This window comes from Bacillus glycinifermentans, from assembly GCF_001042475.2.
GTDB lineage: Bacteria > Bacillota > Bacilli > Bacillales > Bacillaceae > Bacillus > Bacillus glycinifermentans.
This window is the reverse complement of sequence record NZ_LECW02000012.1, coordinates 160243-175196: the sequence shown is the minus strand read 5'-3', so window position 1 is coordinate 175196 and position 14954 is coordinate 160243. Positions and strand designations below refer to the sequence as shown.

At 49.9% G+C, this 14954-nt stretch carries 13 protein-coding genes and 1 pseudogene; 12 read left to right on the top strand and 2 right to left on the bottom strand.

Going from position 1 to position 14954, the window contains the following annotated elements; genetic code table 11:
- Window positions 1-35: 35 nt before the first annotated feature.
- From AB447_RS08960 to AB447_RS08915, 10 genes are all read left to right on the top strand, one after another.
- On the top strand, window positions 36-1040 hold the full coding sequence (locus AB447_RS08960; RefSeq protein ID WP_048353207.1) for an XdhC family protein: 1005 nt from the start codon (window positions 36-38) through the stop codon (window positions 1038-1040).
- Window positions 1037-1687: an NTP transferase domain-containing protein gene (locus AB447_RS08955; RefSeq protein ID WP_057957527.1), complete on the top strand. Its 651-nt coding sequence runs from the start codon at window positions 1037-1039 to the stop codon at window positions 1685-1687. The genes AB447_RS08960 and AB447_RS08955 overlap by 4 nt, the downstream gene beginning before the upstream one ends.
- Window positions 1687-4014 carry a xanthine dehydrogenase family protein molybdopterin-binding subunit gene (locus AB447_RS08950; protein WP_048353206.1) on the top strand — a complete coding sequence of 776 codons (2328 nt, stop codon included), beginning with the start codon at window positions 1687-1689 and terminating at the stop codon, window positions 4012-4014. Before AB447_RS08955 ends, AB447_RS08950 begins: the two co-directional genes overlap by 1 nt.
- Window positions 4001-4858 carry an FAD binding domain-containing protein gene (locus AB447_RS08945; protein WP_048353205.1) on the top strand — a complete coding sequence of 286 codons (858 nt, stop codon included), beginning with the start codon at window positions 4001-4003 and terminating at the stop codon, window positions 4856-4858. The genes AB447_RS08950 and AB447_RS08945 overlap by 14 nt, the downstream gene beginning before the upstream one ends.
- Window positions 4836-5309 carry a (2Fe-2S)-binding protein gene (locus tag AB447_RS08940; RefSeq protein WP_048407000.1) on the top strand — a complete coding sequence of 158 codons (474 nt, stop codon included), beginning with the start codon at window positions 4836-4838 and terminating at the stop codon, window positions 5307-5309. The genes AB447_RS08945 and AB447_RS08940 overlap by 23 nt, the downstream gene beginning before the upstream one ends.
- 121 nt (window positions 5310-5430) lie before the next feature.
- Complete coding sequence (locus AB447_RS08935; protein WP_048353204.1) at window positions 5431-6441, top strand: SIS domain-containing protein; 1011 nt, start codon at window positions 5431-5433, stop codon at window positions 6439-6441.
- Between the two features lie 94 nt (window positions 6442-6535).
- Window positions 6536-7798, top strand: coding sequence for an ABC transporter substrate-binding protein (locus AB447_RS08930; RefSeq protein WP_048353203.1), 1263 nt, complete (start codon window positions 6536-6538; stop codon window positions 7796-7798).
- 14 nt (window positions 7799-7812) lie between these two features.
- Window positions 7813-8691, top strand: coding sequence for a carbohydrate ABC transporter permease (locus AB447_RS08925; protein ID WP_048353319.1), 879 nt, complete (start codon window positions 7813-7815; stop codon window positions 8689-8691).
- Window positions 8692-8697: 6 nt separating this feature from the next.
- A complete protein-coding gene (locus AB447_RS08920) occupies window positions 8698-9594 on the top strand; it encodes a carbohydrate ABC transporter permease (protein WP_048353202.1) in 897 nt (298 codons plus the stop codon).
- A gap of 13 nt (window positions 9595-9607) precedes the next feature.
- Window positions 9608-10438, top strand: coding sequence for a PfkB family carbohydrate kinase (locus AB447_RS08915; protein ID WP_048353201.1), 831 nt, complete (start codon window positions 9608-9610; stop codon window positions 10436-10438).
- On the opposite strand, the gene AB447_RS08910 is transcribed toward AB447_RS08915, so the two are convergent.
- Window positions 10429-11157, bottom strand: a complete 729-nt coding sequence (locus AB447_RS08910) for a transcriptional regulator FrlR (protein ID WP_048353200.1) — start codon at window positions 11155-11157, stop codon at window positions 10429-10431. The two genes, AB447_RS08915 and AB447_RS08910, sit on opposite strands and share 10 nt — an antisense overlap.
- A gap of 110 nt (window positions 11158-11267) precedes the next feature.
- On the opposite strand from AB447_RS08910, the gene AB447_RS08905 reads away from it, so the two are divergent.
- Window positions 11268-12359, top strand: coding sequence for an ABC transporter ATP-binding protein (locus tag AB447_RS08905; RefSeq protein WP_048353199.1), 1092 nt, complete (start codon window positions 11268-11270; stop codon window positions 12357-12359).
- A gap of 46 nt (window positions 12360-12405) precedes the next feature.
- Here AB447_RS08905 and AB447_RS08900 read toward each other — a convergent pair.
- A pseudogene (locus AB447_RS08900) lies at window positions 12406-13222 on the bottom strand (endonuclease I family protein).
- Between the two features lie 422 nt (window positions 13223-13644).
- Between AB447_RS08900 and AB447_RS08895 the strand changes: the two are divergent.
- Complete coding sequence (locus tag AB447_RS08895; RefSeq protein ID WP_057957526.1) at window positions 13645-14841, top strand: MFS transporter; 1197 nt, start codon at window positions 13645-13647, stop codon at window positions 14839-14841.
- Window positions 14842-14954 lie beyond the last annotated feature (113 nt).

Sequence of the window (14954 nt, the reverse complement as noted above, 5' to 3'; positions counted from 1 at the left end):
AAAAAGAAAGCAGTGCATACTCGGGAGGTGCCTTCATGGAAAGCATTCACAGCATCCTCAAAGCGATACAGGGATCAGCCCAGAAAAGCGTCCTTGCAACGATCATCCATGTGGAAGGATCCGCGTATTTGAAAGAAGGAACCGTGATGCTTTTTCAGGAAGACGGCACCCGGATCGGGATGCTGAGTGCCGGATGCCTCGAGGACGACCTTGCGTTGCGGGCGGTCAACGTGCTGAATAAAAGAGAAGCCGAAACCTTTACATATGATATGAAAGCTGAAGACGATCTGACATGGGGGCAGGGGGCTGGCTGCCGCGGCGTGCTGTATATTTTGCTGGAACCGGTTGATGAAAAGCTCAAAAAGTACCTCGGTGTTGTGAAGGAATTTCTTGACAGCGGGATACCCGTCCAGCATGTGAAGGAATTAACAAATGATTTCAAACAGACGGGATACGGTTTTTTTACAGCGACGGGTCAGACGTTTGGGAACATTGACGAACACCAGATCAAAATGCCGGAAAATAAGAGGGCAAGCGGAATCCAGCTAGTCGGAGATGCACCGATGTGCACCTATTTCCATTTGTACCGGCCAAAACCGCGCCTCATCGTTTTCGGGGCGGGTCCTGATGCAAGGCCGCTCGTTTCATTTGCCGCGGAAATCGGCTTTTCTGTTACCGTATGCGATTGGAGACCGGCGTTTTGCCGCGAGGAATATTTTTCCTCAGCAGACAAATTAACCGTCGGTTTTCCTGAAGACATCGTGCCAAAGCTCGAATTGAACAGCGATGATTATGTCGTTATCATGACTCACCATTTTCAAAGGGATCAGGAGATTCTTTCCCTTTTGAAGAACCGTCCTTTGCGCTATGCCGGGATTTTAGGACCCCGGAAAAGAACGACGCGGCTTCTGCAGACAGAGGAAATTCCCGAGTGGCTTCATTCACCGGTCGGGCTGCCCATCGGCGCACGCGGGCCGCAGGAAATCGCGATCAGCATTGCCGGGGAACTCATCCAGGAAGCCGCGAAGATGAAAGGATGAGAAAGGCGAAAATTGCAGGCGTTTATTTGGCTGCCGGTACAAGCGAACGAATGGACCGCAACAAGCTTTTATTGCCGTTTGGAGGGGAGTGTCTCGGAAACAAGGCTTTAAAGGCAGCCCTGCATTCAAAATTGGACCACATTTTCGTTGTCACAAAACCGGGCGACCCTTTGGCATGGATCAGTCCGCCCTTTTTCTTAAGGCCGTATGCCGAAAAATGGAGCCATGTTCCGTGCCGTCATCAAAGTGAGGGGCAGGCCGGCTCTTTGCGGTGCGGTTTGCAAAGAGCCGAAGCCTTTGATGCCGATGGGGCGATGATTCTCCTTGCTGACCAGCCGTTCATCACAGCGGAGATGATCGATGAGCTGCTCTCTTTATTCCGTAAAAAGCCGTTTTTATACTTTGTTGCGTCGTGCTATGAAGATATTCCGAGGCCTCCTGTCATCTTTTCAAGGAAAGCATTCCATATGCTGATGAAGCTCCGCGGTGATGAAGGGGCCAGGCAAATCATCAGGAACAAGGACCTTAACGCGGGGGAGCTTAAATCATACAGCAATCCCCTGTACTTTATGGATGTCGATACACCTGGGGATTATGATCTTGCCCGCTGCCATGCTGCAAAAATGAACGAGGAGGAGGGACGGTAGTGACAGTCATCGGCAAAAGTGTTCTGCGCAAAGATGCTTCTGAAAAAGTGAACGGTAAAGCGAAATATACAAATGATTTTGCCTCACCCGGCATGCTTTACGCCCGGATGGTGGTCAGTCCGTACGGACATGCCAAGATCACAGCGATTGACACTTCCGCCGCCCGGACGATGTCCGGAGTGCGCGCCGTTCTGACAGGCGGCCGTTACCCGCTCGTCGGGGAAGAAATCCGCGACCGTCCTCCGATTGCGGCTGATAAGGTCAGGTATCACGGGGAGCCTGTAGCCGTTGTTGTCGCAGATACTCCCGCACAGGCCAAGCGGGCGGCGGACATGATCAAGGTGTCATATCAGCCTCTGCCCGTCGTCAACTCTCCTACTCAGGCGCTTTTGAGAAATGCACCGCTCGTTCATGAAAACGTCGAACAATATCAATTGCAGGTCAACGTGTACCCTGAACCCGGCACGAATATCGCCAACCGGACAAAAATCCGAAAAGGGAATCTAGAAAAAGGCTGGGCCGAAAGCGATGTGACTGTAGTAGCGTCTTTTTCGTTTCCCCCTTCAGACCATGCGGCGATGGAAACGAGGTGTTCACAATGTGAAATCCGCTCAGATGGAACGGTCGTGATCTGGTCGTCTTCCCAGGCGCCGTATATGATTAAAAAATTAATCAGTTTATATTTTGGCGAAGAAGTCGGGAAAGTGATCGTTCACACTCCCCTTGTAGGCGGCGGATACGGCGGAAAGGCTTCCGTTCAGCAGGAATTTCTCGCCTATTTGGCGTCAAAAGCGGTTGGCGGGCGGCTTGTGAAGCTTCTGAATACACGGGAAGAGGATATTCTGACGTCGCCTTGCCATATCGGAATGGATGCAAAAATCAAGCTCGGCTGCTCAAGGGACGGAATCATAAAAGTGGCGGAATTGCTTTATTTATTCGACGGCGGGGCGTATGCCGATAAGTCGCCCGATTTAAGCCGGGCGGCAGCAGTCGATTGTACCGGACCGTACAGGATCGACAATTTGTGGTGTGATTCATTGTGCGTGTATACGAACCATCCGTATGCAGGGCCTTTCAGAGGATTCAGCCATTCCGAGCTGCTGTTTGCGCTCGAACGGACGATGGATATTCTCGCGCGAAAGCTCGGGATAGACGTGTTGGAGTTCCGTCGTAAAAATGCGATTCTTCCAGGGCATACGACACCTACACGCGTGCTGCTGAATTCAAGCAATATCGGAAATCTGCCGAAATGCCTTGACCGCCTGAAAGAATTAATGAACTGGAAAGATGGCGAGAGAATCGAATTGGAGGGTCACAAGGTCAGGGCAAAAGGGATCAGCTGCGGCTGGAAGACGTCAACGATTGATCTGAATGCCAGTTCAGGCGTTGTCCTGACATTTAATCCTGACGGCAGCGTCAATGTGATGTCGGGAATTGTGGAAATCGGAACGGGAACAAAAACGATATTGACGCAGCTCTTGGCTGAACGCTTAAAAATGGACCCGGGTCAAATTCATGTCAGAATGGAAGTCGATACACAGACGACGCCGGAGCATTGGAAGACGGTCGCCAGCCGGGGAACGTTTATGGCGGGCAGGGCGCTGTTGGAAGCGGCTGATGACGTCATCCGTCAATTGAAAGAAAGAGCCGCATGCGCATTAAGAGCGCCGCAGTCGGATATCGAGGTTGCATACGGCCGGGTGTTTTTAAGAGATGATCCGAAAATAGGCCTGAATTTTGAAGATATTGTATACGGTTATCAACATCCGAACGGCAATTCCGTCGGGGGGCAGATCATCGGGCGCGGCAATTACATGCTGAGGCATTTAACGTTTCTGGATCCTGAAACAGGGGCCGGGAAACCGGGTCCCGAATGGTCGGTCTGCGCTCACGGAGTAGAGGTGGAATTTGATAAAAGAACGTACAGGTACCGTATTTTAAAAGCGGTAACAGTTGTTGACATCGGGAGAGTCTTGAATGAAACAATGGCGAGAGGCCAGGTTATGGGTGCGATGAGCATGGGGCTTTCGTTCGCCGGACGGGAAACGTTTTGGTTTGACGGATTTGGAAGGGTGTTAAATCATCAGCTCAGAACATACAGGCCGATTCGCTATGGCGAGCATCCGGAATATGTCGTTGATTTTGTTGAGACGCCTCAGCTTGACGCACCGTATGGGGCGAGGGGAGCCGGAGAACACGGAATCCTCGGCATGCCGGCGGCTTTGGCGAATAGTTTGACGATAGCTGCGGGCGTTCCCTTAAATGAGCTGCCTCTCATTCCGGAGCTGATTTGGAAGATGAAGGAGGGCAAACATGATTCCGTTTGATTTTGAATATTACCGGCCTGAATCGGCAGAGGAAGCGGCCCGGCTGTTTCAAAGACTTGACCGGGAGGAGAAGCAGCCTTCCTATTTCTCGGGAGGCACGGAGCACATCACGCTCGGCCGTTTAGACTTGATGCATTCGAAGGCGGTCATCGATATTAAAGAAATACCCGAATGCAGGGCCATGCAATATGAGCAGAACCACCTTGTGCTGGGCGCTGCCCTGACGTTGACGGAAGTTGCGGAAAGCGGCGTTTTTCCTTTGTTAGGCAAAGCCGCGAGGGAAGTCGCAGATCGCACCGCGCGCAACAAAATTACGTTGGGCGGCAACATTTGCGGGCAGATTTTTTACCGTGAAGCCGTTTTGCCGTTTTTGTTAACTGACAGCAAAATCATGACATTGGGCGGTGACGGGATGAACGTCTATCCGATTCATGAGGTGTTCAACAAAGAGCTGCAGTTGAAAAAAGGGGAATTGCTCGTTTTTCTCCTGACCGAAAAACGGTATATCAACCTGCCGTATGCCAGCATCAAAGTGCGTCAGCAATGGGAAACGGGCTATCCTTTAGTAACCGCTTCAGCCATTCGGGTGGAAGATCGGGTCCGCGTCGCATTCAGCGGCGTTAGTCCGTTTCCTTTTCGGTCAAAGCAGGTTGAAGCGGCTTTAAATGATCCGAATATGCCGGTTGAGGACAGAATTCAGCAGGCGATCCGCCATTTGCCTGAACCGGTTTTGGATGATACCGAAGGGTCTGCTGAGTATCGCAAATTCGTAATCAAACATACGCTGTTTGATATTTTCAGCATATTAAAAGGTGATGAATATGACAAATGGCAAAAGAACTGATATCACGCTTCACGTAAACGGAGAGGAAAGAGAGGTCATGATCAGGCCTGCCGACACTCTTTTATACGTTCTCAGAGAAAGGCTCGGATTAACCGGGGCAAAGCCCGGCTGTTTGAACGGAGACTGCGGGGCCTGCACGGTCTCACTCGACGGACGTCCGATGAAGTCGTGTCTCATGCTTGCGGCCGAATGCACCGACAAAACGATCGTCACGGTCGAAGGCTTGGAGGGGACGCCCATTCAGCAGGCGTTTGTACGTCATTTCGCTTTTCAATGCGGCTATTGTACACCGGGGTTTATCATGAATTGCCATTTGCTTGCGGAAACCCATCCTGATGCAGATGACGAAACGATCAGAGAGTGGCTCGATTCAAACATTTGCAGATGCACCGGATATAAGGAAATCGAACAAGCGGTAAAATCGGTTTTGACGAAAAAATCGGAGATTTGAAGAAAAGGCACTACATACAGTGCTTTTTATTTATTTTTTAAAATTTCAGAAAACTATATTGACAGGCGTATTTCTGTGCCGCTAATATAACAATATATAATGTTATATAACGTTATATAATATGAGAATAGGAGTGAAGGAATTGAGCAGTCAGGCCACAGCAAAAGTAAACCCGGAAGTTCAAGCTTTTTTGCACGATTTGAAAGGAAAAACGATCGATCACGTATTTTTTGTCGCATGCGGCGGTTCTTCCGCGATTATGTATCCGAGCAAATACGTGTTTGACAGAGAGTCAAAAGCGATCAGCTCCGACCTTTACAGCTCAAACGAATTTATTCAGCGCAATCCCATCCAGCTCGGGGAAAAATCGCTCGTCATTTTGTGCTCTCAATCCGGAAACACGCCGGAAACCGTAAAAGCCGCAAGTTTTGCAAAAAGCAAAGGGGCGCTGACGATCGCCATGACGTTTAAGCCGGAATCTCCTTTGGCTGAGGCGGCAGAGTATGCCGTTCAATACGATTGGGGGGAAGAAGCCCTCGCGATCAATACGAATTACGGCGTCTTATACCAAATTGTTTTCGGGGTGCTGCAAGTATTGGAAAACCATCCGAAATTTGAACAGGCGATCGACGGGTTGGACAAGCTTCAGGCAGTCTATGAACAGGCTTTGGAAAAAGAAGACGGAAACGCGCGGCAGTTTGCCGAAGCCCATCAGAAGGAGCAGGTCATTTATACGATGGCAAGCGGTGCAAACTATGGCGTCGCTTATTCGTACAGCATCTGCATCCTCATGGAAATGCAATGGATTCATTCGCAGGCCATTCATGCAGGCGAATATTTTCACGGTCCGTTTGAAATCATCGACGAGTCGGTGCCGTTCATCATTCTGCTCGGTTTGGATGAAACGAGGCCGCTCGAAGAACGGGCGCTCGCTTTCTCAAAACGATACGGCAAAAAGCTGACGGTTCTCGATGCCAAAGCTTACGATTTTGACGGAATCAGCGATGACGTAAAAGGCTATCTCGCCCCGCTCGTGCTGAACCGCGTCTTGCGCCTGTATGCCGACGCTTTGGCTGAAGCGCGGAACCATCCGCTGACGACAAGACGGTATATGTGGAAAGTTGAGTATTGATATAACATTATATAACATCATGAATTTTCCTAAACGGCGTGGCGGCTCCGCGGGTGCCGTCCCGCCTTATCTGTACAAAAGGAGGGGTTTTCATTTGAAAAAGAGGTATGTATTTGTTATCGCCGCTGTCGCTGCCATGCTGCTTGCAAGCGGCTGCTCGGGTTTTCAAAGTTCGGGCTCCGAGTCGGGGAAAGTCACCTTAAAACTGTTTCACCGCTGGCCGAAAGAGCCGGAAAAAAGCTTCTTCGAAGAAGCCGTCAAAGAATATGAAGACAGCCATCCCGGTGTTTCGATACAAACGGAAGCGGTGCTGAACGATTCTTACAAGGATAAGATCAAAGTCATGCTCGGGACAAGCCAGCCTCCGGATATTTATTTTGCCTGGAGCGATGAATTCGCCAGAAAAATCATCAAAGGGGACAGGGCGCTTGATCTCACCTCATATTATAAAGAGGATCAGAAGTGGTCCGGGCAGCTCCTGCAATCACAGATCGAGCCGTTTTCCGCCGGGGGCAAGACATACGGCGTCCCATGGCAGATGGCTTCCAAAGAATTTTTTTATAACAAAGACATTTTCAAAAAGCTGAACCTTTCTCCTCCAAAAACGTGGGACGAGCTCATTCGCGCATCGAAGGTGTTGAAAGAAAACGGCTATATGCCGATCGCATTCGGCGCAAAAGCGACATGGGCGATATCCCATTATATCGGAACGTTGAACCAGAGGCTTGTCGATGCAAAAACGAGAGAGACAGACTATCATACGGAAAATGCCAGTTTTACAGATCAAGGATATGTCGATGCGCTGGCCAAATTGCAGGAGCTCCTTCCTTACTTTACGAAACATGTAAATTCCGTCGATCACGAATATGTGAGACAGCAGTTTAAGAGCGGAAAGGCGGGAATGATCTACGCGGAGACTTCGGAAATTAAGCTTGTCAATGGCAGCGTCAATCTCGGCTTGTTTTCATTTCCCGATATTTCCGGGCAAAAAGGGAGCTCTGATATGTTAGCGGGAGCGCCGGAAGGCTTTATGATCTCATCGAAAACAAAACATCCGAAAGAAGCGATGGCGTTTTTGAAATTTTTGACGTCGAAAAAAATGGGGGAAAAACTAGTGAAAGACGTCGGAAAGTTCAGCCCTGTGAAAGGAACCGCCAATAAGGACAACGCAGATGCGAACCAGCTCGAGGCCGTCGACAGCCTCAATAAGGCAAAGGGGATGGTCGCATGGTTTGACATGGATGTTGACGCGGAAATCGCAGATGCTTATTTAACGAACGTTCAAAAGATGCTCGGGGGCGATATGAGGCCTGAGGAAGTCATGAAAGAGGTGCAAAAAGCGGCAAAATCTAAATGAATGGGGTGAAGTGCTTGGTTAATCGGAGTCGGTGGCTACCCTTTGTCTTTTTGTTTCCGGCTTTGCTGTTTCTTTTGTTCGTTTATATTCCGATATTGCAAAACATTGTGTTGAGCTTTTTTCAATGGAGCACGTTTGAGCCGCAAAAGGCGTTCATCGGTTTCGGCAACTACATCCAGCTGTTTCAAGATCCGGTATTTTTTCAAGCGCTGAAAAACAATGCCCTGTATGCCGCCGTATCCATCGTATTTCAAGTAGGCGGCGGATTGATCACGGCCGCCATCCTTGAGGACCGGCTGCTGAGAAGGAGCTCTCCTTTTTTCAGAACGGTTTTTTTCCTTCCTGTCGTCATTTCCATGACGGTTATCGCTTTATTATTCGATTTCATCTATAACCCCGATACTGGTTTGCTGAATCAGTTCTTGCAGGCCGTCGGACTCGATCAGTGGACGAGAGCCTGGCTCGGTGACAGAGAAACCGCGATGCTCTCCGTCATTTTCGTTTCCCAATGGCAGTCTGTCGGCTATATCGCCATGCTTTATATTGTGGCCATTCAGAAAATCCCGTCCGAGCTTTACGAAGCGGCGCTTCTTGACGGTGCAGGGAAAGTCAGGACGTTTTTTGCGATCACCGTGCCGGGGACGAAAGAGATGTCATTTGTCGCCGTCGTGATGACGCTGACGGGTGCTTTTACCGTATTTAACGAGCCGTATATTTTGACGGGCGGGGGCCCTGGAAATGCCTCAGAGGTGCTAAGCACGTTTTTGTATAAAGCGGCATTTTCAAAAGACATGATGGGCTATGCCTCAGCGATTGCGACCGTGATTTTATTGATAACGCTCAGCCTTTCCATCATCCAGATGAGGCTGTTCAAAACGGGAAAGGGGGACTAAAAAATCATGCTGTCAGAAAAAACGGAGCCGTTTGTTCCTGAAGCTGAGCCGAACAGGGGCGTGAAGACGGGCAGCCGGAGGAAAAAGCGGCATGCCGGAGTGCCCGCCGTATACTTATATTTGCTGCTGTATACGGCAGCCGTCAGCTATCCGTTATTGTGGATGGTGATGAGCTCGCTGAAAAGCTCTGATGATATTTTTGAGCACAGCTGGTCCCTTCCGAAAGAATGGCATTTTGAAAATTATGCGGCCGCCTGGAATCAGGGGATATCGGCTTATTTTATGAACAGCGTCATCGTGACGTTTTTGACATGCGTGATCACCGTATTTGTCAGCGCATGGGCCGCCTACGGTCTCGCGTGGTTTGAATTTAAAGGAAAAACAGCGGTTTTTATTCTTTGTCTCGGCGGGCTGATGCTGACGCCCCAGATCAGCATCGTTCCCCTTTATTCGATCATTCAATCGCTCGGGCTCTACAATACGTATTGGGCGCTGATATTGCCGTATGCGGCGTACCGGATTCCGTTTACGGTCATTTTGATTCGTTCGTATTTTTTGTCGATCCCGAAAGAACTTGAAGAAGCGGCTTATATTGACGGCTGCACAAGCTTCGGCGTATTTTTTAAAATTTTCTTGCCGATGGGTCTGCCGATTATGCTGACATCGGGTATTTTGACGGCTTATCATACATGGAACGAATTTATGTTTGCGATTATTTTTATTGATGATGAGAACTTTAAGACGATCCCTGCCGGACTCATGCAATTCAGGGATGCTCTTTCGACGGATTGGGGCGTGCTGCTCGCCGGGCTGACGATTTCAGCTGCACCGATCGTCATTCTGTTTTTGTTCATGCAAAAGTATTTCGTCCGCGGCATTGCCGGCGGAAGCATAAAAGGCTAAGGGAGGAATGGATGTGCAGCTGCTTGCGATTGGTGACAATGTCGTCGATTATTACGAAGATCAGGATATGTTCTATCCCGGAGGAAATGCGCTAAATGTCGCCGTCCTTTCAAAACGGGCGGGGGCCCGTGCTTCATATATCGGCATCCTTGGCAATGATGAAGCGGGAGATCATGTATTACAGGTTTTGAAGCAGGAGGGAATCAACATCAGCAGAATCCGGCGCGCACACGGACAAAACGGAATGGCCGTCGTCAAGCTGAACGAACACGGCGACAGGGTGTTCGTCCGTTCAAACAAAGGCGGCATCCAGTCTGAGCTCGGTCTGATATTGACCGCAGAAGACGCCGCTTTCATCGCGCGCCACGATGTCGTGCACACGAGCGTGTACAGCCGGATCGAGCACGCGCTTCCCGAACTTTACCGGCTTGCTGCCGTTTCATTCGATTTTTCGACAACGCATGACAGGGAGTACATGAAACGGGTTTGCCCTCATTTGACATATGCTTTCTTCTCGGGGAGCGGTTTGACAAAGGAGGAATGCCTTCTCCTGCTTGAAGACGCAAGCCGGTTTGGCGCTGAGACGGTATGCGTGACAAGGGGAGAAGAGGGCGCTGTTTTGCGCCGGGGAGGAGATATCGCCGAACAGCCTGTCGTTCCGGTGCAGGCGATTGACACGCTCGGGGCGGGGGATTCCTTTATCGCAGGTTTTTTGACGGCTTATATGAACGGGAGCAGCCTGGAAAAGGCTCTTGGCAGAGCAGCCGAAGCCGCGGCAGACACATGTCTGACATACGGGGCTTTCGGCTGCGGACGCCCTTTTTCATTGAAGGATCATGCCTGAGAGCTGTTGATCGTGAATGTGACGCGGTTCGTATGCATCAGAAACAACGAGCAATAAATGGGGGCGTCTTCTGCGCCGTAGGCGACTTTATCAATTTCAAACAGCGCATCCCCGATGTCGCATGCCAAATGCTTGCTGTCTTCCGCTTTGGCAAAGACGACGTTTAACAGCTTTGTATTGTAAGCAGGGCTTACTTGATATACGGTTTTTAAGATGTGGTGCATGGACACGGAGTCGCTGATGAAACGGTCGATATCGGGAAACCGGCTGAGCGGATAGTGCGTGATATCAAATGTGAACGGCATGTCATCGTTGAACAAAATCCGCTTCAGCTCGAGCACAGGACTTTCCGGCGGTAATTGAAGCCTTTTCGCAATGTGCCGGGGGGCTGCTTTTTTCTCAGCGGAAATGACTTTATGCCTCGGAGTTTTCCCGGTTGACATCATATATTCGGAATAGCCGTTTACGGCAACCAGCTCCCGTTTCATTTTCGGGCTTTTTACGAAAGTCCCTTTTCCTTGCTGCCGTGTTAGATAGCCTTCTTCGACAAGATCGGAAATCGCTTTTCTGACGGTAATGCGGCTGACATTATAGATTTCGCAAAGTTCATTTTCAGCGGGCAGCTTTTCCGACGGCGAATAGATGCCCCGCTTGATATCGTCTGATATGATTTGTTTGAGCTGAACATACAGAGGTTTGGAACTATCGTTATTTAACAAAATGAACGTCCTCCTTCACGTATTCACCAATATTATAATGTATTATTACGTTATAATACAATTCGCTGATGACAGAGACGTAAAAATTGCTGCAAAAGGAGAGGGTATACATGGCTTCACTAACGTTTCGCCACGTCCATAAGAAATACGGGCCAGAGCATTACGCTTTAAAAGATTTTCATTTAGAAGTAAAGGATAAAGAATTTCTCGTCATCGTCGGTCCCTCCGGATGCGGAAAATCGACGGCGCTCAGAATGACGGCCGGATTGGAAAAGCTGACAGAAGGAGAGCTTTACCTCGGGAAAGAGCTGATGAATGACGTGCACCCGAAAGACCGCGATATTGCGATGGTCTTCCAAAATTATGCCCTGTATCCGCACATGACCGTGTTTGACAATATGGCGTTCGGCCTGAAGCTGAGGAAGTTTTCAAAAAAGCAAATCGAAAAGCGCGTTAATGAGGCTGCTGAGATCCTGGAGATCGGCCATTTGCTAAAAAGGAAGCCGAAAGCCTTGTCAGGCGGCCAGAGACAACGGGTTGCACTCGGCAGGTCGATCGTCCGCGAGCCCCAGGTATTTTTAATGGATGAGCCCCTGTCCAATTTGGATGCCAAACTGAGAACGGCAATGAGAACGGAAATCAGCAAGCTCCATCAGCGGCTTGAAACAACGGTCATCTATGTTACCCATGATCAGACAGAAGCGATGACGATGGGCGACCGGATTGTCGTGATGTACAACGGGGAAATCCAGCAGGTGGCAACTCCGCACGACATTTATCACCATCCGGCCAATCAGTTTGTCGCAGGCTTTATCGGCTCGCCCGGCATCAATTTTCTAAAGGGAGTCATCGATGAGCAGAACGGTGAGTTGTTTTTCGCCAATTCGGAAATTCGTCTTCATATCCCGAAAGAAAAAAGCGGTCGGTTAAAAAGAAAAGGCTACATCCGGAAGGAAGCGGTTCTCGGTATCCGGCCTGAACATATAAAAGAAGGGCAACCGGACGGGACAGGCTTTCAAGCGAAGGTCGAGTTAAGCGAAAATATGGGGCCTGAACAATTTCTGCACGCCGCAATCGGAGAAGCGCAGTTTGTTGCAAGGCTTGACGGAGAAAGAAGCCTTGCCCCCGGAGAGGTGATCTGTCTGTCCGTCAGCATGGAGCATGCCGTCTTTTTTGATCCCGAAACAGAGGCGTCCATCTAAAAAAGGCGCCGGAAAAGCGCCTTCGTTTGTTCCAAAGCATGCTGCTTTACGCCCCTGGCCCCCAGATTGCTTCGGCCCACTCCGGGTGGTCAATGAACGGATTGCGGTTATGCTGGTAGCGCTCATAGATGATATCGTTTCTTCTCCTTTCCAGGTTATCAACAGGGTCTTCTTTATGCCATTTCAGCAGGACGGCCATTTTGCCGTGGTACGGATTAGAGCCGTTGTTCGTCCTGTCGTTCATTTCCAAGGTTGGGATATCCGTCATCGCCTTCATAGCGGACGTCCATATAAAAAATCATTCTGGCGACATCGCCTTTCACGCGGCTGTTCGGTTCCCATGAATCCCCGTCATAATAATTTCCGGGGGCATCGCGATACTCCGCGCCGCCTTCGTCAAAGTCAAGGTTCCCCCGCGCTGAATTCACTTGTACGTCGCTCGGCCTGATATGGTGCAGGTCTGTTCCGGGACCTTTAGATGTTCCAAATTCGCCGTGCGATTTAGCCCAGACGTGCTCCCGGTTCCAATCCCCCGTACTTCCCCCGCTTTCGTTTTTGGAGCGGGAATCCCCGGAATACAATAAAAGAACGTTGTTCGGGTTGGCCGGATCTTCATCGGTCGTTTTCAGCGCGTCCCATACTTGGCTGTACGTAAGCTGTGTATGATCGTCGATTGCATCGTGAAGCGCCTGTTTCAACGCTTTCCCGGTTTTTCCTTCCGCATCCTCGTAATAATCTTGCGGAGCGGAGGAGCTGTAAGACAATGGTTTCAGCGGAAGCAGGGAAAAAGCCTTCGCCTGTCCGGCAGGCATGCAAAGGAATGACAGCATCAGCATAAACGGCAGCACAGACATTCTGATCATCGAGCGAAAACCTCCTTTTCGTTTCTTTTATTATCCAAATATTTCGTGAAAAAGAAATGTCATTATGTTTACGGTTTTCTTACTGTCTTGTAAATGATATCTAAATCTGTTTTCCCTTGAAGCCGGCGTTCGGCGATCCGGACACTTTTTCGATCGCCGGATTATGCCCGAAAGGCACACTCTCTCTTTTGTTTTTCCGCCGGCTTTCCGAGTTGCCTGCGGCCGCGATAAACTTAACGCCCTCCCTTTATTCCTGAATTCAAAAAAATTAATTATGCATTCATTTGTAAAGAAAAAATATACAAAATAAATAAAATATGAAAAAACTAGACTTTAAACCCACCGCTGGATATACTGATTGAGTAGCAGTTTGACCGTAAATAAAAAGTCCTGTTTTCAAACGAAAAGGAAGGGGTATGCGCATGAAAAATATGGCCAGATTATATATCCTTATGCTGAACGTATTTATCGTCATGCTCGGCATCGGGCTGATCATTCCGCTCATGCCTACATTTATAGAAAAATTCGGCGCCTCGGGAGGGACGCTCGGCCTGTTAATCGCGGCATCCGGTATTACGCAATTGCTGTTTTCGCCTGTCGCAGGGGAAATGACGGATAAATACGGCAGGCGGAAAATGATCATACTCGGCATCGGAGCGTTTGCCGTTTCACAGCTCATTTTTGCCTGGGCCGGCCAGATGTGGCTTCTGTTTGTTTCGCGCCTTTTGGGCGGAGCGGGGGCGGCCTTTTTGGTTCCGGCGATGTTTGCCTATATCGCGGACATCACCTCAGAAAAGGACCGCAGCAAAGGGATGGGGCTGATCAGTGCGGCGATGTCACTCGGATTTGTCATCGGCCCCGGAGCAGGCGGCTATTTGGTGGCGTACGGGCTCGCTTTTCCGTTTTACGTGTCAGCCGGTTTAGCCTGCGTGGCAACAGTACTGTCGCTTTTCGTGCTCCCGGAAACGCTCAGCGAAGAAAAGATGCTTGAAAAGCGGCGGTCCGGCGAGCGGCGCGAACCCCTGCTGAAGCAAATGACGCGGGCGCTGAAATCGCCGTATGCGTTTCTGCTCATTTTGGTGTTTGTTTTGAACTTCGGCATCATGAATTTTGAAGCCGTCTTCAGTTTGTATGTCGATCACAAGCACGGGTTTACACCGGGGGACATCGCGTTTGTCATCACGGCGGCAAGCTTGATCGGCGTGTTTGTGCAAGCCGTCGCCCTTGGGATGCTCACGAACCGCTTCGGTGAAAAGCGTCTGATGAACATCACATTGATCGGCTCGGCTGCAGCGCTCGTCGTCTGTTCGCTGGCCGGATCGTATTGGCTTGTGTTCGGCGCGACGATCGTCTTCTTTATGCTGACATCTATCCTCCGCCCGGCAATCAATACGCTCATTTCGAAAATGGCCGGAGATGAGCAGGGCTTTGCCGCGGGAATGAACAATGCCTTCATGAGCCTTGCCAACATTGTCGGACCTGCCGTTGCGGGGCTGCTGTTCGACGTGAACATCGAAATTCCATACGTGTTTGGCGCGGCTGTTCTTGTATTAAGCTTTTTGGCGGCGGTCGGCTGGGGACGGAAAAAGCAAACCGCTGCAATTCCGGAAAAGGTATAAAGAGGCAGCCTGGGCCATTCCCATTCATGCGCAGCCGCTTTTTATGAAAATCTGTTTAACGATAAGGACGAGGAAAAATCCGGCTTGATTCAACCGCCGGAACGAAAGAAAAC